This is a genomic window from Paraburkholderia lebeckiae (assembly GCF_050436325.1).
Classification (GTDB): Bacteria; Pseudomonadota; Gammaproteobacteria; order Burkholderiales; family Burkholderiaceae; genus Paraburkholderia; species Paraburkholderia tuberum.
The window spans coordinates 2,722,881-2,748,545 of the sequence record NZ_JBNDLZ010000003.1 but is presented as its reverse complement, the minus strand read 5'-3'; the positions used below and the strand labels follow the sequence as shown (position 1 = coordinate 2,748,545).

Genomic DNA, 25,665 nt, shown 5'->3' with positions numbered 1-25,665 from the left:
TCTGCGCATTGTAGGGAGCGTATTGGGGCTGCGGCGGCCTCCTGACAGAACGAATCCTCTAAACGCCGGCGGCAAACGCGCCCCTATGATGAAAGGCGCGCACGTCCCGCGCGCGGCTTCCAGACATGGCGCGACGCGCGCCCACCGTCCGGCATGCGGCATCACGCGCGGCGCTCGAACAGATGCGTCGAAGCGCATCGCGGATGCCGTCGGCAAAGCGGCGCACAATAGTGAAGGCACGGAGACAGCATATGGAACGGCACGGCTTCGGCCAGACTCACGAGGTGACGAATCAGGCACCGCCGCTCGCGGACTACAACCTGTTCGCGAGCGACGCCGCTTTGAGCGCAGCCGTCGATCGCGACGGCGCGAGCTGGCATCGCGAGGCGCTGCTGCGACACGGCGCGACGCTGACGACGCCCGACACGCTCGCGCTCGCGGAGCTCGCCAACCACCATACGCCGGAGCTGGTCACGCATAGTCCGCGCGGCGAGCGCATCGACGCGCTCGAGTTCCATCCCGCGTGGCATGAACTGCTCGCGCTGCTGCGCCGCGAAGGGCTACACGCGCTTCCGTTCGCCGAGCCGCGAAGCGGCGCGATGGCCGCGCGCTGCGCCGGCTACTTCATGCATGCGCAGATCGAATCCGGCTCGCTGTGCCCACTGACGATGACTTTCGCGAGCATTCCGGTGTTGCAGCGCGAATCCACGTTGTTCGATACGCTGCGCGATCAGTTGTACACACGCGAGCACGATCCGCGCGACGTGCCGCTCACGCAAAAGCGCTCGGCGATGATCGGCATGGGCATGACCGAGAAACAGGGCGGCTCAGACGTGCGCAGCAACCGGACGCACGCCCATGCGTTCGACGGTGCCGGCGGACGCGGCGGCGCCTACCGGCTCGTCGGTCATAAATGGTTCTTCTCGGCGCCGCAGTGCGACGCGCATCTGGTGCTCGCGCGCACCGACGCGCACGAGGGGCCGTCGTGCTTTTTCGTGCCGCGCTTCGCGCCGGACGGCAGCAAGAACGCAGTGCAGATCCAGCGTCTGAAGGACAAGCTCGGCAATCGCTCCAACGCAAGCAGCGAAGTCGAATTTCTCGACGCGTACGGCGTGATGATCGGCGACGAAGGACGCGGCGTGCCGACCATCATCGAAATGGCGAGCTACACGCGGCTCGACTGCGTGATCGGCAGCGCCGCGCTGATGCGTGCCGCGCTCGTGCAGGCGGTCCATCATGCGCGGCATCGCAGCGCGTTCGGCCGGCACCTTGCCGAGCAGCCGCTGATGCGTAACGTGCTCGCCGATCTCGCGCTCGAATCCGAAGCGGCTACGGTGCTGTTCATGCGTCTCGCGCGCGCGTTCGAGGAATCCGCCGACGCGTCGTTGGCTTCATCGGCCGAACGCGCCTGGCGGCGCATCGTTACGCCTGCCGCGAAGTACTGGGTCTGCAAGCGCGCGCTCGAATTCACCGGCGAGGCGATGGAAGTCTGGGGCGGCAACGGCTACGTCGAAACCGGGCCGATGGCGCGCTTCTACCGCGAGGCGCCTGTCAACTCGATCTGGGAAGGCTCGGGCAACGTGATGTGCCTCGACGTGCTGCGCGCGATGGAGCGCGAGCCGCAGGCCGCGCAAGCGCTGTTCGCCGCCTGGCAGGACGTCGCGCGCGCGCATCCGGCGTTGGGCGCGGCACTCGCGCGCCTCGCCGCGACGCTGCACGGACCGGCCGAACAGCGCGAGGCGTCGGCACGACGTATCGCGCAGCAGATCGTGCTGATCGCGCAGGCGACGCTGCTCGCGCAGCACGCGCCCGCCGGGGTCGCCGACGCGTTCATCGCGACGCGTCTCGCCGACGGCTGCGGCGAAAGCGGCCGCGTGTACGGCACGCTGCCGGCCACGTTCGATCATGCGGCGATCGTCGAGCGCGCCTTTCCCGGGTAAACGCGACGGGCGCGCAAACCCCGAGCGCACCGCTCGCAACTCCGACTCAACCTCAAACCAATATAAGCGCGCTCGACGCGCACGGTCATCCATCTGGGAGTGGACTCACATGAAGAACGATGTGCCGGAGGTCGCCGCGCTCGAAGCACTGTTGCGCGATCAACGTCATGCGTATCTGCGCGCGCCGTATCCGTCGTGGGACACGCGCGCGACGCATCTGCGTGCGCTGCGCAAGCTGATGCTCGACAATCGCGACGCGCTCGCCGACGCGATGCACGCGGACTTCGGCAATCGCGCGAAGGAAGAAGTGCTGCTCGCCGAATTCCTGCTTGTGAAGGAAGAGATCGACGCCGCGCTGCGTCACGGCAAGCGCTGGATGAAAGCGCAGCGCCGCCGCACCAACAAGTGGCTGCTGCCGGCGCGCGCGAAGGTGGTGCCGCAGCCGCTCGGCGTGGTCGGCATCATCGTGCCGTGGAATTATCCGGTGCTGCTCGCGGTCGGCCCGTTGATCAGCGCGCTGACGGCCGGCAATCGCGCGATCATCAAGATGTCCGAGCTGACGCCGCGCACCTCGGCGCTATTCGAGCTGCTGATCGGTCAGACGTTCGCGCGCACTCATGTCGCGGTCGTCAACGGCGATGCGGCGCTCGCGGCCGCGTTCAGCGCGCTGCCGTTCGATCATCTGCTGTTCACCGGCTCGACGAAGGTCGGTCACGAAGTGATGCGCGCGGCGGCCGAGCATCTGACGCCGGTCACGCTCGAACTCGGCGGCAAGTCGCCGGCGCTGATCGGCGCGCATGCGCGTTTCGACAACGCGGTCGACAATCTGATCGCCGGCAAGACGCTGAACGCGGGGCAGACCTGTGTGGCACCTGACTACGTGCTGGTGCCGCGCGGCAAGGAGCAGGCGTTCATCGAACGGGCGCGCGTGCGGATGGCGAGGATGTATCCGGACTTCGCGCAGAACCCGGATTACACGTCGATCATTTCTTCGCGGCACTTCGAGCGGCTCGAACGTCTCGCCGACGAAGCGCGGGCCGCAGGGGCGCAATTGCATGCGCTGACCAACGCGACGCCCGATGCCGCGAGCCGGCGCTTTCCTCTGATCGCCGTGACTGGCGCGCCGGACGAATGCGCGCTGATGCAGGAGGAGATTTTTGGGCCGCTGTTGCCGCTCGTGCCGTACGACACGCTCGATGACGCGATCGCGTGGATCAATGCGCGGCCGCGGCCGCTGGCGCTTTATCTCTATGCCGACGATGCGCGGACGGTTGAGCGTGTCACGCATGAAACGATCGCCGGCGGCATGGCGGTTAACGAGACGCTGATGCATCTGGCATGTGAGAGTTTGCCGTTCGGCGGGGTCGGGGCGAGTGGGATGGGGGCGTACCACGGGTACGAGGGGTTCGTTACTTTTTCCAAGATGAAGCCCGTGCTCGTGCAGGCGCGGTTGAATGCGCGCGGGTTGATTTCGCCACCGTACGGTAGACGCGTCAACGCGGTGTTGAAGTTGATGATGAGGTTCTGATTTAGCCCCTGGACGGGGTGAGGCCTTTTCCGTTGTTCTGGCTTTGTTGGCCTTTCCTTGCTGACTTATCGGTCTATTAGCGTTGCCCCTGTGCGGGGCGGGGCTTTTTCCGTTGTTCGGGCTTTTTTGGCCTTTCCTTGTTGTCTTGTCGGTCTATTAGCGTTGCCCCTGTGCGGGGCGGCACCTACTTTCTTTGCTGCTGCAAAGAAAGTAGGCAAAGAAGACAGCTAAAACCGCTAGCTCATAAGCGGGTCCCCTGGCTTGGGAGGGGTAGTGGTGCATCTGGAATCCGTGCCCCCGCACATTCCCCGTTAGTGACAAGGCCGTCATCCCTCCCACTCCGCACTACGTGCGTCGCGGACGGGTCTGCCTGGGAAACCAATGGTTTGGCCCGCGCAGGGGGGGCCGTCGGCTGCGCCTCGGCGATGCGCCGAAACAACCGGTGGTTTGGGAACGGGGTTTCGGCGCGCGTAGCGCCGCCGGAAGAATGACAGCCTTGTCACTGGCGCCGAATGTGCGGGAGCACGGATTCCAGATGCACCACTACCTTCTGCAGACCGAGGGACCCGCTTATGAGCTAGCGGTTTTAGCTGTCTTCTTTGCCTACTTTCTTTGCAGCAGCAAAGAAAGTAGGTGCCGCCCCGCACAGGGGCAACGCTAATAGACCGACAACAAAGCAAGGAAAGGCCAACACCGCCAGAACAAAGACAAAAAAGCGCCCGCCCTGCCAAAGGGCAACCACACACCTTCAGTGATCCGCAGTACTAGCACCGCCAGGCACATCAGTAGCAACAACATCAACCACATCCGGCGCGCCAGCGCCATTGCCCGGCTCAGCATCAGCCCCACTCTCGAGCCGATGCAACCAGGCCAATAACTCGGCGACAGCCTGATAAAGCTGCGGTGGAATCCGCGCATCCAGATCGACTTGCATCAGCAGCGACACCATCTCGGGCGCCTCATGCACATACAGCCCAGCCTCCTTCGCGCGCTGAACGATCATCTCGGCGAGCAGCCCATACCCCTTGGCGACCACACGCGGGGCGGGCTCACCGCCATGAGCGTCATAAACAAGCGCAGCCGCGCCGCGACGATGGGTGCGGCTCATCAGATATCCCAATCGAAGTCGTCGTGCGATGCAGCGCCCGACGCCGACTTGGCCACAGCCGCCGACGCCGACCGTGCATACGCGCCCGCGGCCTGCGCACCCGCCGCGGAGGTACCCGCCGCATTAGTGCCAGGCACACCGCCGCCGATCTCGCGAATCGTCAATCCCTGCAGCTCGATCCCCGCCGCCGCGAGCCGCTGACGGAAACCTTCCCCCTGCGTCGCGAGCCGCGCGGCGCCCCGCGGGCTCGCCTGCACGCGCGCGGTCAGCCGCGTGCCGGTCAGCGTCAGTTCGGCATCGACGGTGCCGAGCGTCGGCAGCGACAGCGTCAAGCGCGTGCGCCACGGCTGGTCGTCCTCGCTCGCGAGGCCGCCGCCGCTGCGGTCCCATTCGTCGCCATCCTGCTCGATCGTCCAGTCCAGACGCGCGCCGGGCCACGCCTCGCCGGTCCAGCGGAACTGTCCGGTCGCGAGCAGATCGAGTTGCTGGCGCACGAGCGGCACCGTCGCCGGATGCACCGCCGCCGCCATCGCCTGCGCGTTCTGCGACGAGCCGGCATCGGCCGCCTGGGACGTCGCGCTGTGCAGCCCCGCGTGTGTGGACTGGCCATTCAGGTCGGACACCGAGCTGGCCAGCAGCTCACCCGCGACGAGTCGCGCGGCCTGCGCGGTCAGGATCGACGGCATCGCGTGCATGGCAGGGTTGTTCCCGGCAACGTTCGGCGCGCCGCGTGGCGTTGCATCGGGGGCGCCGTTCGCCGAAGCGGACCGCGCGCTCGCGTCGCCAGCGTCGGCGCTCCAGTCGGGAGGCAATTGAGAATCCGCGACGAGCTGGTTCTGCGCCTCGTTCGCCAGTTGCGCCGGCGAACGCTGGCCGACCAGCCACGCCGCGAGATGCGCCTCGTAGAACAGGCCGGTGTCGGCGACCGTCTGTTGCAGCGCGGCCGCGAGCGCCGCGACCGGCACTTCGGTCGCCGCCACGCTCGCGGTGGCGGCCGCGGTTGCGTTGGCGGCAGCGTTGGGATTGGTATTGCTGTTGGCAGCAGCGGCGGAATCGCCGGCAGCGAAATTGACTGGTGCGGCGCCCGCCGCGTCGGTCAGCGGCAAGCTTTCGATGGCGACGTCGAGCGCCGGCGCGGCCGCCCAGATCGGCGCGCGGCCGAGCACCGCCGGTGTGGCCTCGCCGCCTGAGTGCGCAATCGCATTCAGCGTCAGCGCGACGGCCGACAGCGCGGTTTGCGCGGACGACTGGGGCGCGGGCGTCACGTTCCCAGGCACCGCGGGAACCGCGGTATCGACGCCGGCCGCGCCGGTCTGCGAGGTGGTCGCGGTTCCCGGCGCGATGCTGAGCAGGCTGTCGACCCGGCTCGACAGCACCGAGGCGAGGGCCGAATCGATTCCGTTCATGCCGGTTCCTTGGTCGCATCGGCGGCAACGCGCGCGATGCTCTGATTGCTCCGATCCTTCAGACGCGTGCGGCGTGGCGCCCGCTCACGCGCGCGCCCGCTCGCGCTCAGCGCGCCCCGTACAACTCCTTCAGCACGCGCGTCGACCGGCCGGCGAACAGCGCCGACAGATGCGCCATGCACGGATTCGCGAGGTCGCGGATCGCGGCGTCGTCGGCGAGGATCTGGCGGATCAGCGCGTACTTGCGCAGGCGTTCGGCCTCGTCGAGCTTGACGCCCACGTCGGCTTCGCGCAGCGCTTCGACGAGCTGCCGATACTCTTCCTGCAAGCGCGCCAGGTCGTTCCACAGTGCACGACGGGCCGCGATCAGCATGCGGCAGGACAGCGCGGCAACCGCCTCGTAGCGGGCAAAATATTCTGCGTTCGATGTCATCTCAGGCTTTCCGCGGCTGGCTGTGCTGCCACCCGCGCGATCTCCGGGGCTATCCCGATCCATGCCTCTTCAAGCGTCGCGAGCAGACGGTCCACCTCCACGAGCATCGCCTCGCTCTGATTGATATTGGCTTGCAACAGTCGACGCGCCATATAGTCGTACAAAGCATTGAGCCGTTCGGCGATTTCGCCGCCCACCTCGAGGTTGAGCGACTGCTGCAGCCCGCTTTCGATGATCCGGATCGCCTTGCTGATCGCCATGCCACGCTCGGCCACGTTGCCCTGCTGCAAATGCATGCGGCTTTGCGCGATCGCCTGACGTGCGCCCTGGTACAGCAACACGATCAGACGATGCGGACTTGCGCCCATCACGGATGTCTCGATACCGACACGCGCATACGCGTTGGCTCCAGCGTGTCCTTGGGAAAACATCGGCGCTCCTCCTCTGATACTGGCTGCGGTTATGTCGTGGCGTCGCCGCGCCGGTTGCTGACCTGTACTTGGGTTATCGGATGCGCGACGACAAAGCTTTAGTCCGGTGTAAGGAGGATCGAAGGCGCCGCTGGGCGGGCACGGGAAACACGGCACGAAGCCGCCGGCGCAAGCGCCGGCAGCGGCGTGCCGGATCGTCGGACGGGACTCGTGTGGACCTTCATTCAGTCTTTCAGCAGACCTGCGCGATCCCGCTCAGATCGACAACTGCGCGATGTCGTTGTACGCGGCGACCAGCTTGTTGCGCACCTGCAGGCCGAACTGGAAACCGATATTGGCCTTCTGCATGTCGACCATCACGTCGTTCAGCGACACGTTCGACGCGCCGAGCTCGAACGCCTGCGACTCGCCCATCGCCTTCTGCTGGTCGCCGCTGATCTTGTCGAGCGAGGCCTTCAGCGCCGCCGCGAAGTTGGTGGGCGTCGCCGCGCCGGATTGCTCCGCCGCCGGGGTCGCGTCGCCGGCCGCCTGCGCCGCCATCGCCTGCATCTGTTGCAGCGCCGACGATAGCGCGTTCACGGGCATGGTCATGTTATCTCCGTTGGATGTGCGATCGGACCGCCGGACGGTGTACCGATCTGGACGAAAGCATAGCAGCGGCTCCTCGCGGAAAGTCCCGAAACTAGAGGGAAAACCCGGCTCTATTCAAGCAATCGGGTTGAGCGGCGCTGCGGATAATTTCAAAAGTGAAAGTCTCTGTCCGTCCGCCGAGCCCCGGCGCGGCATCACGGCAGAACGCCAAGGCATTTCCCGGAGAAACCCGACGCATGGATTCGTCAGCCAACTCGTTGATCAACCCCGACGCCCGTATGGGGCTCGCCGGCGCGCAGTCCGCTGCCGGTCAGGCCAGTAGCGGCCAGGCCGGCGGCACGGCCGACCTCGGTGGCCTCGGCGGCCTGGGAGGTATTGGCGGCAATTTCGGCCAGCGTCTGTCCGGACTCGCGCAGATGCGCGGCAACCCGCGCGCGCCGCTCGTGTTCGCGGTCGCGCTGCTGGTGGCGGTCGTCGCCGGCCTGTTCCTGTGGTCGCGCGCGCCCAGCTACAAGGTGCTCTACAGCAATCTGTCCGACCGCGACGGCGGCTCGATCATCACCGCGCTGCAGCAGGCCAATATTCCGTACAAGCTGTCCGAAAGCGGCAGCGCGATCCTAGTGCCGGCCGAGCAGGTCCACGAGATGCGCCTGCGCCTCGCATCGCAGGGGCTGCCGAAGAGTGGCTCGGTCGGCTTCGAGCTGATGGACAACCAGAAATTCGGCATCAGCCAGTTCGACGAGCAGATCAACTATCAGCGCGCGCTCGAAGGCGAACTCGAACGCACGATCGAAGCGATCTCGAGCGTCAAATCGGCGCGCGTGCATCTCGCGATTCCGAAGCCGAGCGTGTTCGTGCGCGACAAGGAAGCGCCGTCGGCGGCGGTGCTCGTGAACCTGTACCCGGGCCGCGTGCTCGACGAAGGGCAGGTCGTCGCGATTACGCACATGGTGGCCTCGGCGGTGCCGGAAATGCCGGTGCGCGGCGTGACGATCCTCGACCAGGACGGCAACCTGCTCACGCAGCCCGCCAATGGCAGCGGGCTCGATGCGACCCAACTGAAGTTTCGCCAGCAGATCGAGCGCAACACCCAGCAGCGCATCGACACGATCCTCGCGCCGCTGTTCGGCGCCGGCAACGCGCGCTCGCAGGTCAGCGCCGACATCGACTTCTCGCACAGCGAGCAGACCTCGGAGAACTACGGCCCGAACGGCAATCCGCAGCAGGCCGCGATCCGCAGCCAGCAGTCGAGCAGCGCCACTGAAATGTCGCAAGGCGGCGCCTCGGGGGTGCCGGGCGCGCTGTCGAACCAGCCGCCGCAGCCGGCCTCCGCGCCGATCGTGGCGGGCAACGGCGCGAGCTCGGTCACCACGACGCCGGTCAGCGACCGCAAGGATTCGACCACCAACTACGAGCTCGACAAGACCGTGCGCCACGTCGACCAGCCGATGGGCGGCATCCGCCGGCTGTCGGTCGCGGTGGTCGTCAATTATCTGCGGGTCGTCGATCCGAAGGGTCACGTGACGATGCAGCCGGTCAGCGCCGACAAGCTCGCGCAAATCACCCAGCTCGTGAAGGACGCGATGGGCTTCGACGCGTCGCGCGGCGACTCGGTCAACGTGGTCAACAGCGCGTTTACCACCGAGCTCGACCCGAACGCCGACCTGCCGTGGTGGCGCACGCCCGACATGCTCGCGCTGTACAAGCAGATCGCGACGTACCTCGGCATCGGCGCGGTGGCCCTGTTCCTCTACTTCGTGATGGTGAAGCCGGCGTTGCGCCGCGCCTTCCCGCCGCCGCCCGAGCCGGTTGCCGCGCTGATGGCGCCCGACGAACCGGTGCTGCTCGACGGCATCCCGGCCGAGGAGCGCGATGGCGCGGTGGTCGAAATCGAAGCGGATAGCGAGAAGCTCGCGCTCGAAAACGCGAAGCACAAATACGAGCGGAACCTGGAGTTCGCGCGCAGCATCGCGCGTCAGGATCCGAAGATCGTAGCAACCGTCGTCAAGAACTGGGTGTCCGATGAGCGCTGAAGGCGTAGTGAAGAGCGCGCTGCTGCTGATGTCGATCGGCGAGGAAGAGGCGGCGCAGGTGTTCAAGTTTCTGGGCCCCCGTGAGGTTCAGAAAATCGGCGTCGCGATGGCCGCGCTGAAGAACGTCACCCGCGAGCAGGTCGACGAGGTGCTGCAGGAGTTCGTGCGCGAGGCCGAGCAGCACACCGGCATGTCGCTCGATTCGAGCGATTACATCCGCTCCGTGCTGACCAAGGCGCTCGGCGACGACAAGGCCGGCGCGATCATCGACCGGATCCTGCAGGGCAGCGACACGAGCGGCATCGAAGGCCTGAAGTGGATGGATTCGGCGGCGGTCGCGGAACTGATCAAGAACGAGCATCCGCAGATCATCGCGACGATCCTCGTGCATCTGGACCGCGATCAGGCTTCGGAGATCGTCGGCTGTTTCACGGACCGGCTGCGCAACGACGTGCTGCTGCGGATCGCGACGCTCGACGGCATCCAGCCGGCCGCGCTGCGCGAGCTCGACGACGTGCTGACCGGCCTCTTGTCCGGCAGCGACAACCTGAAGCGCAGCCCGATGGGCGGTATCCGCACGGCGGCCGAGATTCTGAACTTCATGTCGAGCAACCACGAGGAAGGCGTCATCGAAAACGTGCGCCAGTACGACGCCGAGCTCGCGCAGAAGATCATCGACCAGATGTTCGTGTTCGAGAACCTGCTCGACCTCGAAGACCGCGCGATCCAGCTGCTGCTGAAGGAAGTCGAATCCGAAGCGCTGATCATCTCGCTGAAGGGCGCGGCGCCCGCGCTGCGTCAGAAGTTCCTGTCGAACATGTCGCAGCGCGCCGCCGAGTTGCTCGCCGAAGACCTCGACGCGCGCGGCCCGGTACGCGTGTCCGAAGTCGAGACGCAGCAGCGCCGCATCCTGCAGATCGTGCGCAACCTGGCCGAGAGCGGGCAGATCGTTCTAGGCGGCAAGGCGGAAGACGCCTATGTCTGATCCGAACGCCCCGGCAAAGGAAAGCCTCTCGGCCTACCAGCGCTGGGAGATGGCGTCGTTCGACCCGGCTCCGCCGGCGCCGCCGCCGGCCGAACCCGAGTTCGACGAGCGCGCGTTCGAAGCCGAACTCGAGCACCGCCGCGAAGCCGCGCATGCACAGGGCGTCGCGTCCGGTCATGTGGCCGGCCAGGCGCTCGGCTATCAGGCGGGCTATGACCAGGGGCATGCGCAGGGTTTCGCGCAAGGCCAGACCGAGGCGCGCGAGGAAGCGATGCGGCTCGCCGCGCTCGCCGAAACCTTCAAGCGCGCGCTCGATGGCGCGCAGCACGCGATCTCCGAAACGCTGATCGCACTCGCGCTCGACATCGCGCAGCAGGTCGTGCGCCAGCACGTGCAGCACGACCCGACCGCACTGATCGCGGCCGCGCGCGAGGTACTCGCGGCCGAGCCCGCGCTCGCCGGCGCGCCGGCGCTGATCGTGAGTCCCGCCGATCTGCCGGTCGTCGAGGCGTATCTGCTCGAAGAATTGCAAACGCGCGGCTGGACCGTGCGCACCGATGCATCGGTTGAGCGTGGCGGTTGCCGCGCGCAGGCCGGCACCGGTGAGGTCGACGCGGGCATCGACACGCGCTGGCAGCGCGTCGCCGCCGCGCTCGGCAAGGTGAGCACGTGGTGAAGCCGACGCTCGACGAGATCCGCGCGAGCGATCTGACGCCGCTCGAACGCGAGCTCGCCTTGGCGTCGTTCGGCGCCGAGGCGCTGGCCGATGTCGAGTCGGCTGGTATTCCGGAGCCCCCGGATGCGGCATGGCTCGCTCCTGCGAGCTCACATCCAGCGACGGGCGCGGCGGCGAGCCGCGAGTCCGCCGCGACGGAGCAAGCTGCGCGCAGTGCTTCCGCCGCTCATGCTCCGCACGCGCCGTCCTACGATCCCGCGCTCGACATCAATCCCCACATGCAGGCATGGCGCGGCCAGCTCGACGCGCTGCGCGCGCGCAACGCGATCGCGAAGCCGCTGCGCGCGTGCGGGCGTCTCACACGCGCGGCCGGTCTCGTGCTCGAAGCGGTCGGCCTGCGTCTGTCGGTCGGCGCCGAAGTGATGATCGAGTTGCCGCCCGGCAGTTCGCTGCCGATGGCCGAAGCCGAAGTGGTCGGCTTCTCCGGCGACAAGCTGTTCCTGATGCCGACCACCGAAGTAATCGGCCTGTTGCCCGGCGCGCGCGTCTTTCCGCTCGAAAGCGCGCCGATCGCCGATCCGCTCGCGGGCGCGAAGCGTCTGCCGGTCGGCTGGGAATTGCTCGGCCGCGTGCTCGACGCATCGGGCCGTCCGCTCGACGGGCTCGGCCCGCTCGGCACGCAAAAGGACGCGCCGCTGTCCGCGCCGGTCATCAATCCGCTCAATCGCGAGCCGATTCACAAGGTGCTCGACGTCGGCGTGCGCGCGATCAACTCGCTGTTGACCGTCGGTCGTGGTCAACGGATGGGGCTGTTCGCGGGTTCGGGCGTCGGTAAATCGGTGCTGCTCGGCACGATGGCGCGCTACACCAGCGCCGAGGTGATCGTGATCGGCCTGATCGGCGAACGTGGCCGCGAAGTGAAGGAGTTCATCGAACAGATTCTCGGCGAGGAAGGTTTGGCGCGCTCGGTCGTGATCGCCGCGCCGGCCGACGTGTCGCCGCTGTTGCGGATGCAGGCCGCCGCGTACTCGACCTCGCTCGCCGAATACTTCCGCGACCAGGGCAAGCACGTGCTGCTGCTAATGGATTCGCTGACGCGTTACGCGATGGCGCAGCGCGAGATCGCGCTCGCGATCGGCGAGCCGCCCGCGACGAAGGGGTATCCGCCGTCGGTGTTCGCGAAGCTGCCGGCGCTCGTCGAGCGCACCGGCAACGGACCGGCGGGCGGCGGCTCGATCACCGCGTTCTACACGGTGCTCACCGAAGGCGACGACCAGCAGGACCCGATCGCCGACTCGGCGCGCGCGATTCTCGACGGCCACATCGTGCTGTCGCGCTCGCTCGCCGAAGCCGGCCACTACCCTGCGATCGATATCGAAGCGTCGATTAGCAGGGCAATGACCGCGCTGATCGACGATAACCATTTGAATAAAACGCGTATGTTCAAGCAGATGCTGTCGCGCTATCAGCGTAACCGCGATCTGATCAACGTCGGCGCGTATTCGAGCGGGCGCGACGCGGTGCTCGATCGCGCGATCGCGCTGTATCCGCGGATGGAAGCGTTCCTGCAGCAAGGCTTTCGCGAGTGCGCGAACTTCCAGCCGAGCATCGACATGCTGAACGCGCTGTTTGCCTAGGGCCGAGGAGGCTGACGATGTCGAAACATTTTCCGATCAAGACGCTGATCGGTCTCGCGCAGGACGACGTGGACGCCGCCGCGCAGCGGCTCGGCCGCGCGCAGCGCGAGCGCAACGACGTACAGGCGCAACTCGATGCGCTCGTGCAGTACCGCGACGAATACTACGCACGCTTCATGGAGAGCGCGCAGTCGGGCATGCCGGCCGGCAACATGCGCAACTTCCAGGCGTTCATCGACACGCTCGATGCCGCGATCGAGCAGCAGCGCAGCCTGCTGGCGGCGGCGAGCGCGCGCCTCGAGGCGGCGAAGCCCGACTGGCAGCGCCACAAGCAGAAGCTCGGCTCGTACGAAGTGCTGCAGGCGCGCGGCGAGGCGGCCGAGGCGAAGGTTGCGGCGCGGCGCGAACAGCGCGACGCCGACGAATATGCCGCGCGGAGTCTGCGCATGCGAGCCGACGGCGCGTGAGGCCTTGTCTCGCGGCTAACGCCCTACGGCACACCCGTTCGACCGATTCACAGGATTCTTTATGTCGCTTCTTTCACAGATCGGCTCCCAACTGAGCACGCTGCTCGACACGAGCGGCAATGGGTCGAGCAGCGCGGCCGCGGCCGCCGCGGGCTCGAGCCCGTTCGCGCAGACCTTGCAGCAAAGCATCGACCAGCAGAACAGCGCGAATCAACAGCAGACCAGTTCAGCGACGGCGTCGCATGCCTCGGCGTCGAGCGCGCCCAGTGCGCCGCCGCCCGCTCCCGCTTCCTCGCAGCAAAGCGCGAGCGGTAGCCAGAACGGCAACGGCACAGCGAGCAACGCGGCCAGCAGCAGCGCGTCATCGCCGTCGTCCACGGCGTCGACGACACCAACGCAGCAGGCATCGAACAGCCAGACGACCGCGACGCAAGCCAGGCAGAAAGACACCAAGGCGCAAACCGACGCTGGCGCGCTCGCCGCCGCTGCGGCTACCGCCCAGGCTCAGGCGCAAGCGCAGGCACAGGCCGTCGCCAATAACGCCGACTCGAGCGCCACCACCACGACCGATGCCGCAAGCTCCGCCGCCGATGCGATGAGCGCGCTGGCCGGCACGGCCACGGGCGCGCTCGCGGCCACCGCGGCAAGCAGGAAAGGCGCGGTCGATCCGAAGTCGCTGCAGGATGCGTTGCAGAGTGCGCTGTCCGCGCTGTCGAGCGGCCAGGGCGCGGTGCCCGCGGCCGCGCTTGCTGCCGGCGCGGCCGCAAAAGCCGCGAGCGCGGCGGGCGGCCTGGGCAACACGAAAAACGGCCTGAACGGCACGACGGACGACAAGACACTCGCGAGCGGCCTGTTCGGCAACGGCAAGGGCGCCTCGACGACCCACACGACGTCGACGGCGACGGCCGCCGCGACCGCGCTGGCCGATCCGTCGGCCGCGAAGTCGGCCGCCGATGCGTTGAGCGCCGCGGCCGCGACGAGCGGCCAGGCGGACAACCTCGCATCGGCGCGCAGCGCGTCCGAGGCGGCGAACGCCGCGCTGGCCGCGACGCAGGCGGCAGCGAACGCCGCGGGCACGACGGCGGCAGCGCAGAGTACGGGCAATGCGAGCGCGGCCGCCGCCGCGAATGCGTTGACGCCGCAGGTCGGCACGAGCGACTGGGAAGACGCGCTGAGCCAGAAGGTGGTGTTTTTGTCGAATGCGCATTCGCAGAGTGCTGAGCTGACGCTCAATCCGAAGGATCTGGGGCCGTTGCAGGTCGTGTTGCAGGTGGCGGATAACCATGCGCATGCGCTGTTCGTTTCGCAGCACCAGTCGGTGCGGGAGGCGGTCGAGGCGGCGTTGCCGAAGCTTCGCGAGGCGATGGAGTCGAATGGGATTGGGCTTGGCAGTGCGAGTGTGAGTGATGGGTTTGCGCGGCAAAGCGGGCAACAACAGCAGGGCGCTGGCGCGGGTGGGGGGAATGGGAAGAGGGGTAGTGGTGGGGGCGCCTTTGCAGGGGACAGCTCCAGCGATGCCATCGGGAGTGTTGCCGTGCGGCAGCAGGTTGGACTGGTCGATACGTTTGCCTGAAGCGAGGCGGGGCGCTTTTTTGTCGTTGTTCTGGCTTTTTTGGCCTTTCCTTGTTGTCTTGTCGGTCTATTAGCGTTGCCCCTGTGCGGGGCGGCACCTACTTTCTTTGCTGCTGCAAAGAAAGTAGGCAAAGAAGACAGCTCAAACCGCAAACTCTTAAGCGGGTTCCCTGGCTTGGAAGGGGTAGTGGTGCATCTGGAATCCGGGCTCCCGCACATTCCCCGTTCGTGACAAAGCCGTCATCCCTCCCACTCCGCACTACGTGCGTCGCGGACGGGTCTGCCTGGGGAAACCAATGGTTTTGCCCGCGCAGCGGGAGCCCTCGGCTGCGCCTCGGCGATGCGCCGAAACAACCGGTGGTTTGGGAACGGGGTTTCGGCGCGCGTAGCGCCGCCGGAAGAATGACAGCCTTGTCACCAGCGCGGAATGTGCGGGAGCACGGATTCCAGATGCACCACTACCTGATGCAGACCGAGGGACCCGCTTAAGAGTTGGCGGTTTTAGCTGTCTTCTTTGCCTACTTTCTTTGCAGCAGCAAAGAAAGTAGGTGCCGCCCCGCACAGGGGCAACGCTAATAGACCGATAAGTCAGCAAGGAAAGGCCAACAAAGCCAGAACAACGACAAAAAAAAACCCAAAAACCAGAAACGGCCAGAAATAGCCAGAAATAGCCCTTCTTTTCGACCCATAGCGCCGCAGGCAAATCAACAACAATCACCCTAACCCTTACTAGGCCAGCAACAAGCTGGCAACCCAAATGGCAACCACGACCGCCCCGCAACAAGCCGCGCCCGCCTCGCCGGGCCCCATGAAGCGCATCATCCTGATCGTCCTCATTGCGCTGATCGCCGCGGGCGCTGCCGGTGCCGGCGTGTGGTTCTTCCTGTCGAAGCGCGCACCCGTCGCCGTATCGGCCGAAGCCGCGCCGGTGCAATCCGCCGTGCCGCTGTTCTTCCCGCTCGAATCGATGACCGTCAACCTGCAATCGGACGACGGCCAGCAACACTTCCTGCGCATCGGCCTCACGCTGAAGCTCGGCGACGCCGTCACCCAGCAGGCGCTCACCGATCACATGCCGGAAGTGCGCAGCCGCATCCTGCTCGCGCTGTCGAACAAGCACCCCGAAGAACTCGCGCCGCTCGAAGGCAAGCGCGCGCTCGCCGAAGAGCTGAAGGCGCTGATCACCGAGCCGATCGACAAGGGCGCCGCACCGATCCGCGTGCAGGACGTGCTGTTCACTGAATTCGTCGTGCAGTGACGTGACGTTGTTTAGCGCTGCCATCATCAATCGCCAAGGGACGCACGAGGAATAAGCAATGGGCCACGAAGAGTTCATGTCCCAGGAGGAGGTCGATGCCCTTCTGAAGGGCGTCACCGGCGAATCCGACACGGAATCCGAGCAAAACGACCGTACGGGCGTGCGCCCGTACAACATCGCGACGCAGGAACGTATCGTCCGCGGCCGGATGCCGGGCCTCGAAATCATCAACGACCGCTTCGCGCGCCTGTTGCGCGTCGGCATTTTCAACTTCATGCGGCGCTCGGCGGAGATTTCCGTCGGCCCGGTGAAGGTGCAGAAGTACAGCGAGTTCACGCGCAACCTGCCGATCCCGACCAACCTGAACCTGGTCCACGTGAAGCCGCTGCGCGGCACGTCGCTGTTCGTGTTCGATCCGAACCTCGTGTTCTTCGTGGTCGACAACCTGTTCGGCGGCGACGGCCGCTTCCATACGCGCGTCGAAGGACGCGATTTCACGCAGACCGAGCAGCGCATCATCACGAAGCTGCTCAATCTGACGTTCGAGCACTACGCGGCGTCGTGGAAGAGCGTGCGTCCGCTGCAGTTCGAATACGTGCGCTCGGAAATGCACACGCAGTTCGCCAACGTCGCGACGCCGAACGAAATCGTCATCGTCACGCAGTTCTCGATCGAGTTCGGCTCGACGGGCGGCACGCTGCACATCTGCATGCCCTACTCGATGATCGAGCCGATCCGCGACATTCTCTCGTCGCCGATCCAGGGCGAGGCGGTGGACGTCGACCGACGCTGGGTGCGCGTGCTGTCGCAGCAGGTGCAGGCCGCCGAAGTGCAGCTGAGCGCCGATCTCGCGCAGGTGCCGGTCACGTTCGAACAGATCCTGAACATGCGCAAAGGCGATGTTCTGCCGATCAACATCCCCGAGCACATCACCGCGAAAGTAGACGGCGTGCCGGTAATGGAATGCGGCTACGGAATTTTCAATGGTCAGTACGCGCTGCGGGTCCAGAAGATGATCAGCGCAGCCGACACGATGAAGGAAGGTGGATATGAGTGACCTGAACGCAAAGCCCGAGACCGATCTCGCGGCAGCCGAGCAACTCGCCGCCGGCGAGCTGTCCGCCGCGGAAGACGACGCGGCGATGGCCGACTGGGCAAGCGCGCTCGCCGAGCAGAACGGCAACGACGAAATCAACCCGGCCGCGGGCGCCGTGTTCCAGCCGCTGTCGAAGGCCGCGCCGACCTCGACGCACAACGACATCGACATGATCCTGGACATTCCCGTCCAGATGACGGTCGAACTCGGCCGCACCAAGATCGCGATCCGCAATCTGCTGCAGCTCGCGCAGGGCTCGGTCGTCGAACTCGACGGCATGGCCGGCGAGCCGATGGACGTGCTCGTCAACGGCTGCCTGATCGCGCAGGGCGAGGTGGTGGTCGTCAACGACAAGTTCGGTATCCGGCTGACCGACATCATCACGCCGTCCGAACGCATCCGGAAACTCAATCGATGAACCGTTTGGCAGGTCGCGGCGTGCTGCTCGCGTCGCTTTTCGCGTCCACCGTCGCGCACGCCGCCGATATGAACGCGGTCAACAACGCCGCGAAGATCGCCTCGGGTGTCGGCGCGGGTAGCGCGGTGCCGGCGCTCGGCGTCGGCGCGGTCCTGCAAACCTTCGTCGGGCTGGCGGTCGTGATCGGCCTCGTGTTCGGCTGCGCGTGGCTCGCGCGACGCTTCGGCCTGCAACCGGGCCAGCGGGGCGGTCTGGTGAAGACGGTCGGCGGCGCTTCGCTCGGTGGCAAGGAACGCGTCGCGGTCGTCGAGATCGGCGATACGTGGCTCGTGCTCGGCGCCGCGCCCGGCAACGTGCGGCTGCTGCATACGATGCCGGCGGGTTCCGTCTCGGCCGATACGGTTGCCGCTTCGCCAGCACCGCTTTCCGGCACCTTTGGTCAACGCTTTCGCGACGCCCTGAAAAGCGAAGTGGGCAAACGTTTCAACGCGCACGGCGGCGGGGATCGGTAATGCAGGTCAGTTTCAGGCAGTCAGGTTGGTTCTTCACGCTTACGCGCCGTGCGGGGCGGGCGCTCCCCGCAGCGCTTCAACTCGCGCTGCCGGCACTGCTGTTCGCGCTGCCGACGCTGTCTTTCGCGCAAACCGCCGGCCTGCCGGCGTTCACGACGAGCCCCGGCCCCAACGGCGGCACGACCTACTCGCTGAGCGTGCAGACGATGCTGCTGCTCACGATGCTGTCGTTCCTGCCCGCGATGGTGCTGATGATGACGAGCTTCACGCGCATCGTGATCGTGTTGTCGCTGCTGCGCCAGGCGCTCGGCACGACCACGACGCCGCCGAACCAGGTGCTCGTCGGTCTCGCGCTGTTTCTGACGCTGTTCGTGATGTCGCCGGTGCTCGATAAAGCCTATAACGAAGGTTACAAGCCGTTCTCCGAAGGCACGATGTCGATGGATCAGGCGGTGGCGCGCGGCGTCGCGCCGTTCAAGACCTTCATGCTGCGTCAGACCCGCCGAAAGCGACCTTGCGCTGTTCGCGCGCATCTCGCACGCGGCGCCGATGCAGGGGCCCGAAGACGTGCCATTGTCGCTGCTGGTGCCGTCGTTCGTGACGAGCGAGCTGAAGACCGGCTTCACGATCGGCTTCACGATCTTCATTCCGTTCCTGATCATCGACATGGTGGTCGCGAGCGTGCTGATGTCGATGGGCATGATGATGGTGTCGCCGGCGACGATTTCGCTGCCGTTCAAGCTGATGCTGTTCGTGCTCGTCGACGGCTGGCAGTTGCTGCTCGGCTCGCTCGCGCAGAGCTTCGTCTGATATTTTTTCCACTCGTTGTTCTTCAGGCACTCACGATGACACCCGAAGCAGTCATGACGCTGGCCCATCAGGCCATGTACGTCAGCCTCGTGCTGGCCGCCCCGCTGCTGCTCGTCGCGCTCGTCGTCGGTCTGGTCGTGAGCCTGTTCCAGGCGGCCACGCAGATCAACGAAAGCACGCTGTCGTTCATCCCGAAGCTGCTCGCGATCGCGCTCACGCTGGTGATCGCCGGACCCTGGATGCTGACCACGATGCTCGACTATCTGCGCCACACGATCACCAGCATTCCGACGCTCGTCAACTGAGCGCCGCTGGCACGTCCGCTCTCCCCACTCCATGTTCACGGTCACCTACGCGCAACTGAACGTCTGGCTGACCGCGTTCCTGTGGCCGTTCGCGCGCATCGCCGCGCTGATCGCGACCGCGCCGGTGCTCGGCAACACGTCGCTGCCCTCGCGCGTGAAAATCGGTCTCGCCGCGTTCACGACGATCATCGTCGCCCCGACGATCGGCGCGCTGCCGCAGGTCACCGTGTTTTCCGCGGCCGGCGTGTGGATTCTCGTCAACCAGTTCCTGATCGGCATCGCGCTCGGCGTGACGATGCAGGTCGTGTTCCAGGCGATCGACGCGAGCGGCTACTTCATCGGCCTCGGCATGGGCCTTGGCTTCGCGACCTTCTTCGACCCGCAGGCGACCGGCTCGGGCGTCGTGATCTCACGCTACATGACGACGATCGCGACGCTGGTGTTTCTCGCCGTCGACGGTCATCTGCAGATGATCGCCGCGCTCGTGACGACGTTCCAGTCGGTGCCGGTGTCGGCGAACCTGCTTGCGCCGCACGGTTGGCAGACGCTCGCGAACTGGGGCGGCTCGATCTTCTCGGCGGGGCTGCTGCTTGCGTTGCCGGTCGTCGTCGCACTGCTGATCGCGAACCTCGCGCTCGGCATTCTCAATCGCGCGGCGCCGCAGATCGGTGTGTTCCAGATCGGCTTTCCGCTGACGATGCTGGTCGGCCTGCTGCTCGTGCAGCTGATGCTGCCGAACATGATCCCGTTCTTCGTGCACTTGTTCGATAGCGGCATCGATGAGATGGGACGGGTCGCGGCGGCGCTGGGATAACGCCGAAAATCGCGGACATAAAAAAACCGGCTCGCGCCGGTTTCTTTATTGCGCCGCCGGAGCGGTATCAGCTGTTGATGTACTGGAACAGCGACATGTTCTGGATCTGCACGAAAGCTTGCTGCGAAGCCTGCAAGGCCGCCTGCTCCATCGTGTACTTGCTGATCGTCGAGACCATGTCGGTCTGGGTCAGGTCCGCGAGATCGCTTTGCGTTTGCAGTGAGTTGGTCTCCGTAACCGTTTGCAGTGCCTTGACTTCCTGCTCGCGGCCGCCGACCGATGCCTGCACCGCGGTGACGTTGTTCAGCGTGTTGCCAAGCTGCGACAGGCCCGTATTCAACGAGTTCTGCAGCTTCGCCGAGGCCGCGGGGTTGCCGCTCACCGGCTGCTGGAGCGCGGCGATCATCGCGTTCAGGTTCGCGAACACGTTGGTGCCCGCCTGGTTGGCCGGCTGCACCGTGAATTTGTCGTTGGCGGCCGGCGTGCCTGTGATTTCGACGGTCTGGCCCGCGATCGTGATGCCCGAGCCCGCCGTGTACGGCTGCACCGCACCCGCGACGCCGGTCGTCGTGTCAGTGACCGTGTAGGTGAGGGAGCTGCCGCTGCCGCTGAACTGGATCTGGTACGAGTCGGCGTTCCCCGCGTTGGTCGGATCGTTGACCGACACCGCGCCGATCACGCCGGTGCCGGTATTGGCCGGGTCGCCCGAGGCGATCGGCTGCGCATTGGTCGCGCCGACGCTCATGAACACCGACAACCCGTTGTCACCGGTCGAGACCGCGTTGCTATCGGTGACCTGCACGGTGCGCGTGCCCGTGTCGCCCGTATAGGTGACGTTGCCGGCCGCATCGGTCGTGAAGGCCTGGGTCGAATTCTGGAAACCGGCGAACAGCGCATTGCCGGAGCTGTCGGTCGAATTCGCGTAGGTGACGAGCTGGTCGCGCAGGGTGGTCAGCTGTGCGGCGATCGCCGTGCGGTCGGCGTCGTTCAAACCGCCGTCGCCGGCGCGCAGACCTAACGTGTTCGCGCTTTGCAACGTCGTGATGACGGTGGAGAGCGTCGAGTCCTCGGCCTGCAACGACGTGAGCGCCGCGTTCTGGTTCGTCGTGTACTGCGACAGCGCGGACGCCGTCGAGCTGAGCTGCACGGCCTGCGCGGCGCCGAGCGGATTGTCGGCGGGCGTGGTCAGGCTTTGGCCGCTCGAGATTTCCTGATAGATCTGCGACAACTGAGCCTGCTGATCGCTCATGTTCGCGACGTTCATGCTGAAGTACTGCTGGGTCGAAATTCGCATGGTTCAACGCCTTACGAGAAGATGCCAAGCAAAGTCTGGAACAGCGTCTGCGCCGTCTGGATGACCTTGCTGTTGGCCTGATAGAGCTGCTGGTACTGAAGCAGGTTGGCCGCTTCCTCATTGATATTGACGCCCGACACCGACTGCTGCGCCGACGTGATCTGCGTGACGAGCGTGCTTTGCGCGGTCGCCGACGTCTGGATCTGCGTGGTCTGGTTGCCGATGTTGTTGACGTAGCTCGCGTACGCGCCCGTCAGCGTCGAGGTGCCGCCGTTGAGCACCTGCGCCGAAGTCAGGTTCGACAGCAGTTGCGCGTTGCGGCCGTCGTTGGTCGCGCCGGTGTTCGGTCCGATCGTGAACGAGTCGCCGTTGGCGGGCGTGCCGCTGATCGTGACCGTCACGTTGTTCATCACGCCCGCGCTCGCCGAATTGCTCGGGTTGGTGATCGTCAGTGTCGCGCCTGAGCTCGGCGAGTATGGCACCGCGGTCGTCGCCGCGCTGATCGTGTACTGCGTGGACGGCGAGCCGGCGACTGTCACCACCGAGCCGACCGGGAAGCCGGTCAGGCCGGTGCCCGCGGTGTAAGTGATCGTCGAGGTGCTGGTCGGCGCGCTGTAGCCGGCAGATACCGTGCCTTGCGTGATCGTCCCGGTGCCGGTGTTGGACGTCGACGCCGACGCGAGCACCGGCGCGGCGGCCGCGATTGCCGACGCCGACGTGGTGGTCAGCGCGAAGCCGTCGAGCGCGCCGCGGGTCGGTTCGACCGAGAACGAGTCGCCGGCCTTCATCGTGCCGCTCGCGACCGAGAACTGCAGGCCGCCGATCGGGCTGGTCAGGTTCGCCGCCGAACCGACGATGCTGCCGGTCTGGTTGTCGGTCAGCGTGTAGCTGCTGCCGTCGTACGACAGCGTGTAGTCGCCCGTGGTTGGCTGGGTCGCGTCGGCGAACGAGACACCGAGCGTAGCGTTGCCGGTGTTCTGCGAGTTCGCGTACACGGTCGGCGAGCCGACCGTGAACAGCGCGCCGCCCGCGGTGCCGTTCAGCGTCAGGCCGAGTTCGTTCTGCGCATTGACCTGCGCGGCGAAGCTGGTCGCGATTGCACCGAGTTGCGCCTCGGCCGGATCGAGCGTTTGCGAGCGGAATTGCAGCAGTCCGCCCAGCGTGCCGCCGGACACGCTCGTGTCGGACAGCGTCTGCGGCGTCGGTGTCGGTTTTGCCCCGGCCTGGCCGAGATACTGGACCGACAGCTCGCTCGGATCACCCGACGAAGTCGCCGTGCCGAGGTTGAAGCTGTTGCCGGCCAGCACGAGCGGCTGCCCGCTCGACATGAACAGGCTGTAGTTGCCGTTGTCCTGCACGACCGACACGCCGATCAGCTGGGACAGGTTCGACACCGCCTGGTCGCGTTCGTCGAGCAGCTGGTTCGGCGGCTGGCCCTGGTTGCTCGCCTGCGTGATCTGCGTATTCAGCGACGCGATCTGCGCGGTGTAGGTGTTGATCTGCGTAACAGAGTTGCTCAGCTGCGTGTTGACGCTCGAGCGCAACTGGTCGTACTGCTGGCCCGCCGCGTTGATCTGGTTCGCGAGCGTCTGCGCGTCGCTGATCGCGGTCTGCCGCGTCGACACGCTCGACGCGTTGTTGGCGACGTTCTGCAGCCCCGTGAAGTAACCGCTGATCGCGCTCGCAATCCCGGCGGTCGGACTGCCGACGAGGTTGTTGAGCTGGGTGATCATCGTGTTGTACGCGGTGAGCGCGCTGCTCGACGACTGCGCGTCGTTCAGCTGGGTCGTCAGGTACTGGCTGTACGCGCGCGTCACGGTGTCGGTGGAGACGCCCATCGGCAGGTAGCCGGAGCCGGTATACGTGCCGCCTGTCTCCGAATACACCGGGGTTTCCATCGTATAGCCGGGTGTCGACGCGTTGCTGATGTTCTCACCAGTCGTCGTCAAACCCCATTGGGCCGCGTTGAGTCCGCTAAGGCCGATATTCAACAGATTGCTGGACATGCGTCATCCTGAATGGCGGCATCGCAGACATGCCACCGCGTTAGTGGAACATCCTCTTTAACGGCCCACCGTGCGAAAAATTGAGGGCCATTCCACTTCGTTTGCGCGACGTTGCCGCGCCATTGCCTCCGACGCGAGTGCAACGTTTGCTTCGTCGGCCAAAGCGTTCGCGCGGTGCCAGGCGTCACGCGCACGGCACCGCGCGTTGGCTCGCCGCTCAGCGCGCCAGCGAGCGGCGCTTCATTTCGAGCTGCGTGATCAGCCGCTGCAGCGTGTTTTCCGCGCTGCCCGGCAGCGACAGGAAACGGAAGCCGAGCTGATAGCGCTGCGTGCCGTTCGGCAGCGCGAGCGAGCGATGCGACACGAGCTGCAGATCGAGCGACAGACGGCCGAGCGCGCCGAGCGTGAGCTCGCAGTCCATCAGGCGCGCGCCCATCGGCAGCTCGGCGACACGCAGGTCGGTCGTGCGCATCCCGACGCCGCCGAGCGACAGGTCGTGCACCTCGAAGCGGAACGTGTCGCCGTCGGGCAGGCGGCCCGTGCACATGAACGGGTCGAGAATCGGCGCGGCGACGCGGAAGTACTCGCGGCGCTGCACGTAGAACAGCACCTCGGGGAAGTCGGCCTCGAACGCCGGCATTCCCTCGAAGCGCGTCTCGCGTGGCGTCGGCGTCGTGAACTCGACGCGCACGCCGTCGGGCGACGCGTGGAACTGGCAGCGCGGCGCTTTGAGCAGCTCCTTGTTCTGATCGGCAAGCGCGCCCCAATCGAAGGTGAAGGTGCGCTCGCGCACGTCGACGTCGAGCAGGCGCGTGACGATTTGCCCGCCCGCATATTCGACGGTGAGGAAATCGCCGCGATTGACGATATTGCGCAGCTGCACGCCGATTTCCAGCGGATTGCGGCGGCCGAAATCGGAAGCGCTCTCGTTTTGCGGGACGTGCGGCTGACCGTTCGTGTCAGTCAGGCCGTTCGACTGGTTCATATCCATGGGCTTGCCGGTAAGCATGTTCTTGCGGGCACGTGCCAGGGCCTAGCCATGGACTCTGAAGGTCTTCATGCAAAGCCGCAACACACGCGTTCGACCGGACCTTACAGCGCTATTCCGGTATCGGGTCTAACTCGTTAGCGGCAACATCGAGCCAAAATTTAGGGGCGCAATTTAAATATTCGCCGGAAAATTTCGCGCAAACGTTAAAAGCGTATCCGCCCTATTTCCCGCGACCTTGCTCGCCCGGACCATGCGGAGCTTTTTACCGATGCCGGTATTCCTGCTGCCTTTATCGCCGATTTTACCGACACCTTTAAAACTTAATGCCCGTCGCGTGCGTTATTTTTAATCAGCTCATTTTGTGCATGATCGACAGCAGCTTTTTCGCGTAATGCGGATCGGTTGCATAACCGGCGCGCTGCATGCCGTTCGCAAAACCGTTCACGTCGCGCGACGAATTGATCACCTGCGCGTAACGCGGATTGCTCTTCAACATGCTCGCGTAATCGGTCATCGCTTCCTCGTACGAGTCGTATGCGCGGAATTTCTCGACCGTGCGATGCGGCTTGCCGTTCACGTATTCGGTCGTGACCGTCGACACGGTCTTGCCGGTCCAGTCGTTGCCCGCCTTGATGCCGAACACGTTGTGGCTCGCCGAGCCGTCGGCTTTCTTGATCTCGCTCTTGCCCCAGCCCGATTCGAGCGCGGCCTGACCGATGATGAAGCGCGCCGGAATGCCGGTCGCCGCGCTCGCGGCCTGCGCCGGCGCGGCAAGCTTGTCGACGAAGGCGTCGACCTTCGACGAGCTGCCGTCGCCGCGCACCGGCGGCGTCAGCGCGCTATTGGCCGAGTAGGCGCGGCCGAGCGCGAGCTGGCCGTTGGACTGGGCGTTGCCGTAGGCACGCGCGAGCGCGTTGAGCGCCGCGCTCTGGCCTTCGTCGCCGCCGCTACCGCCGCCGAGCGCGTTGGCCATGCCGGCGAGACCGCCCGCCGCGCCCGCGCCGTTCGCGCCACCCACCTGCATGCCCTGGTTGCGCATCAGCTGCTTGAGCATCGCGTCGGCGACGCCGATGCCCTTCTTCGATAGCTGCTGCGCCATCTGCTGATCCATCATCGACGTGAACGTCGCCGTGTCGTGCGAATCGAACGGACCGTCCTGCGGCGTCGCATCGCGCATGCTCTTCAACATCATCTGCGTGAACACGGCGTCGAACTGCTGCGCGGCCATCTTCATGCCGGCTTGCGGCGAGGCTTTTGCCTGCGCGCTGAGTGCGCCGAAGCCCTGCACGTCGAGCGCGAACCGGCTGGTCAGATCGTTGGCGGAGTTGACGCTATTGGTCGTATCGGAATTCAT

At 65.9% G+C, this 25,665-nt stretch carries 23 protein-coding genes and 1 pseudogene; 15 read left to right on the top strand and 9 right to left on the bottom strand.

All coding sequences use genetic code 11. The annotated features are described in order from the left end of the window. Positions 1 to 251 precede the first annotated feature (251 nt). On the top strand, positions 252 to 1,940 hold the full coding sequence (locus OKW44_RS30510) for an isovaleryl-CoA dehydrogenase (protein WP_018418737.1): 1,689 nt from the start codon (positions 252 to 254) through the stop codon (positions 1,938 to 1,940). 109 nt (positions 1,941 to 2,049) lie between these two features. After that, the gene (locus tag OKW44_RS30505; protein WP_018418738.1) at positions 2,050 to 3,468 is read left to right on the top strand and encodes a coniferyl aldehyde dehydrogenase; all 1,419 of its coding nucleotides are present in this window, start codon (positions 2,050 to 2,052) and stop codon (positions 3,466 to 3,468) included. Positions 3,469 to 4,216: 748 nt separating this feature from the next. On the opposite strand, the gene OKW44_RS30500 is transcribed toward OKW44_RS30505, so the two are convergent. From OKW44_RS30500 to fliE, 5 genes are all read right to left on the bottom strand, one after another. Continuing rightward, on the bottom strand, positions 4,217 to 4,576 hold the full coding sequence (locus OKW44_RS30500; RefSeq protein WP_018418739.1) for an EscU/YscU/HrcU family type III secretion system export apparatus switch protein: 360 nt from the start codon (positions 4,574 to 4,576) through the stop codon (positions 4,217 to 4,219). Then, positions 4,576 to 5,982, bottom strand: a complete 1,407-nt coding sequence (fliK, locus tag OKW44_RS30495; RefSeq protein WP_018418740.1) for a flagellar hook-length control protein FliK — start codon at positions 5,980 to 5,982, stop codon at positions 4,576 to 4,578. Before fliK ends, OKW44_RS30500 begins: the two co-directional genes overlap by 1 nt. 106 nt (positions 5,983 to 6,088) lie before the next feature. Continuing rightward, positions 6,089 to 6,415 (bottom strand): flagellar protein FliT, encoded by a 327-nt coding sequence (locus tag OKW44_RS30490; RefSeq protein WP_018418741.1) that lies wholly within the window; start codon positions 6,413 to 6,415, stop codon positions 6,089 to 6,091. Further along, positions 6,412 to 6,846: a flagellar export chaperone FliS gene (gene fliS, locus OKW44_RS30485; RefSeq protein ID WP_026225503.1), complete on the bottom strand. Its 435-nt coding sequence runs from the start codon at positions 6,844 to 6,846 to the stop codon at positions 6,412 to 6,414. Before fliS ends, OKW44_RS30490 begins: the two co-directional genes overlap by 4 nt. Before the next feature lie 255 nt (positions 6,847 to 7,101). Next, complete coding sequence (gene fliE / locus OKW44_RS30480; RefSeq protein ID WP_018418743.1) at positions 7,102 to 7,437, bottom strand: flagellar hook-basal body complex protein FliE; 336 nt, start codon at positions 7,435 to 7,437, stop codon at positions 7,102 to 7,104. Between the two features lie 236 nt (positions 7,438 to 7,673). Here fliE and fliF point away from each other — a divergent pair, with 236 nt between their 5' ends. The 13 genes and pseudogenes from fliF to fliR all read left to right on the top strand — a co-directional run bounded on the left by fliF (position 7,674) and on the right by fliR (position 20,020). Next, positions 7,674 to 9,470 carry a flagellar basal-body MS-ring/collar protein FliF gene (fliF, locus tag OKW44_RS30475; RefSeq protein WP_018418744.1) on the top strand — a complete coding sequence of 599 codons (1,797 nt, stop codon included), beginning with the start codon at positions 7,674 to 7,676 and terminating at the stop codon, positions 9,468 to 9,470. Then, positions 9,460 to 10,455 carry a flagellar motor switch protein FliG gene (fliG, locus tag OKW44_RS30470; RefSeq protein WP_018418745.1) on the top strand — a complete coding sequence of 332 codons (996 nt, stop codon included), beginning with the start codon at positions 9,460 to 9,462 and terminating at the stop codon, positions 10,453 to 10,455. Before fliF ends, fliG begins: the two co-directional genes overlap by 11 nt. Further along, positions 10,448 to 11,131, top strand: coding sequence for a flagellar assembly protein FliH (fliH, locus tag OKW44_RS30465; protein ID WP_026225504.1), 684 nt, complete (start codon positions 10,448 to 10,450; stop codon positions 11,129 to 11,131). Before fliG ends, fliH begins: the two co-directional genes overlap by 8 nt. Next, a complete protein-coding gene (fliI, locus tag OKW44_RS30460) occupies positions 11,125 to 12,768 on the top strand; it encodes a flagellar protein export ATPase FliI (protein WP_018418747.1) in 1,644 nt (547 codons plus the stop codon). The genes fliH and fliI overlap by 7 nt, the downstream gene beginning before the upstream one ends. A gap of 17 nt (positions 12,769 to 12,785) precedes the next feature. Beyond that, positions 12,786 to 13,235: a flagellar export protein FliJ gene (gene fliJ / locus OKW44_RS30455; RefSeq protein ID WP_018418748.1), complete on the top strand. Its 450-nt coding sequence runs from the start codon at positions 12,786 to 12,788 to the stop codon at positions 13,233 to 13,235. A gap of 61 nt (positions 13,236 to 13,296) precedes the next feature. Beyond that, complete coding sequence (locus tag OKW44_RS30450; protein WP_018418749.1) at positions 13,297 to 14,808, top strand: flagellar hook-length control protein FliK; 1,512 nt, start codon at positions 13,297 to 13,299, stop codon at positions 14,806 to 14,808. A 756-nt stretch (positions 14,809 to 15,564) separates the two neighbouring features. Next, entirely contained in the window at positions 15,565 to 16,065 is a 501-nt protein-coding gene (gene fliL / locus OKW44_RS30445; protein WP_018418750.1) for a flagellar basal body-associated protein FliL, read from the top strand. Between the two features lie 58 nt (positions 16,066 to 16,123). After that, positions 16,124 to 17,122 carry a flagellar motor switch protein FliM gene (fliM, locus tag OKW44_RS30440; protein ID WP_018418751.1) on the top strand — a complete coding sequence of 333 codons (999 nt, stop codon included), beginning with the start codon at positions 16,124 to 16,126 and terminating at the stop codon, positions 17,120 to 17,122. Beyond that, positions 17,115 to 17,579 (top strand): flagellar motor switch protein FliN, encoded by a 465-nt coding sequence (fliN, locus tag OKW44_RS30435; RefSeq protein ID WP_018418752.1) that lies wholly within the window; start codon positions 17,115 to 17,117, stop codon positions 17,577 to 17,579. The genes fliM and fliN overlap by 8 nt, the downstream gene beginning before the upstream one ends. Beyond that, positions 17,576 to 18,091 carry a flagellar biosynthetic protein FliO gene (fliO, locus tag OKW44_RS30430; protein WP_018418753.1) on the top strand — a complete coding sequence of 172 codons (516 nt, stop codon included), beginning with the start codon at positions 17,576 to 17,578 and terminating at the stop codon, positions 18,089 to 18,091. The genes fliN and fliO overlap by 4 nt, the downstream gene beginning before the upstream one ends. Next, a pseudogene (fliP, locus tag OKW44_RS30425) lies at positions 18,091 to 18,901 on the top strand (flagellar type III secretion system pore protein FliP). The gene fliO and the pseudogene fliP overlap by 1 nt, the downstream one beginning before the upstream one ends. 35 nt (positions 18,902 to 18,936) lie before the next feature. Next, entirely contained in the window at positions 18,937 to 19,206 is a 270-nt protein-coding gene (gene fliQ, locus OKW44_RS30420) for a flagellar biosynthesis protein FliQ (RefSeq protein ID WP_026225505.1), read from the top strand. A gap of 31 nt (positions 19,207 to 19,237) precedes the next feature. Beyond that, positions 19,238 to 20,020, top strand: a complete 783-nt coding sequence (gene fliR, locus OKW44_RS30415) for a flagellar biosynthetic protein FliR (protein ID WP_018418756.1) — start codon at positions 19,238 to 19,240, stop codon at positions 20,018 to 20,020. 67 nt (positions 20,021 to 20,087) lie between these two features. Here the strand turns inward: fliR and flgL are convergent, their stop codons facing one another. From flgL to flgJ, 4 genes are all read right to left on the bottom strand, one after another. Then, positions 20,088 to 21,314 (bottom strand): flagellar hook-associated protein FlgL, encoded by a 1,227-nt coding sequence (gene flgL, locus OKW44_RS30410; RefSeq protein WP_018418757.1) that lies wholly within the window; start codon positions 21,312 to 21,314, stop codon positions 20,088 to 20,090. A gap of 11 nt (positions 21,315 to 21,325) precedes the next feature. Next, positions 21,326 to 23,320, bottom strand: a complete 1,995-nt coding sequence (flgK, locus tag OKW44_RS30405) for a flagellar hook-associated protein FlgK (RefSeq protein WP_018418758.1) — start codon at positions 23,318 to 23,320, stop codon at positions 21,326 to 21,328. Positions 23,321 to 23,537: 217 nt separating this feature from the next. Beyond that, on the bottom strand, positions 23,538 to 24,305 hold the full coding sequence (locus tag OKW44_RS30400; RefSeq protein ID WP_503125022.1) for a flagellar brake protein: 768 nt from the start codon (positions 24,303 to 24,305) through the stop codon (positions 23,538 to 23,540). Positions 24,306 to 24,660: 355 nt separating this feature from the next. Then, positions 24,661 to 25,665, bottom strand: coding sequence for a flagellar assembly peptidoglycan hydrolase FlgJ (gene flgJ, locus OKW44_RS30395; protein WP_018418760.1), 1,005 nt, complete (start codon positions 25,663 to 25,665; stop codon positions 24,661 to 24,663).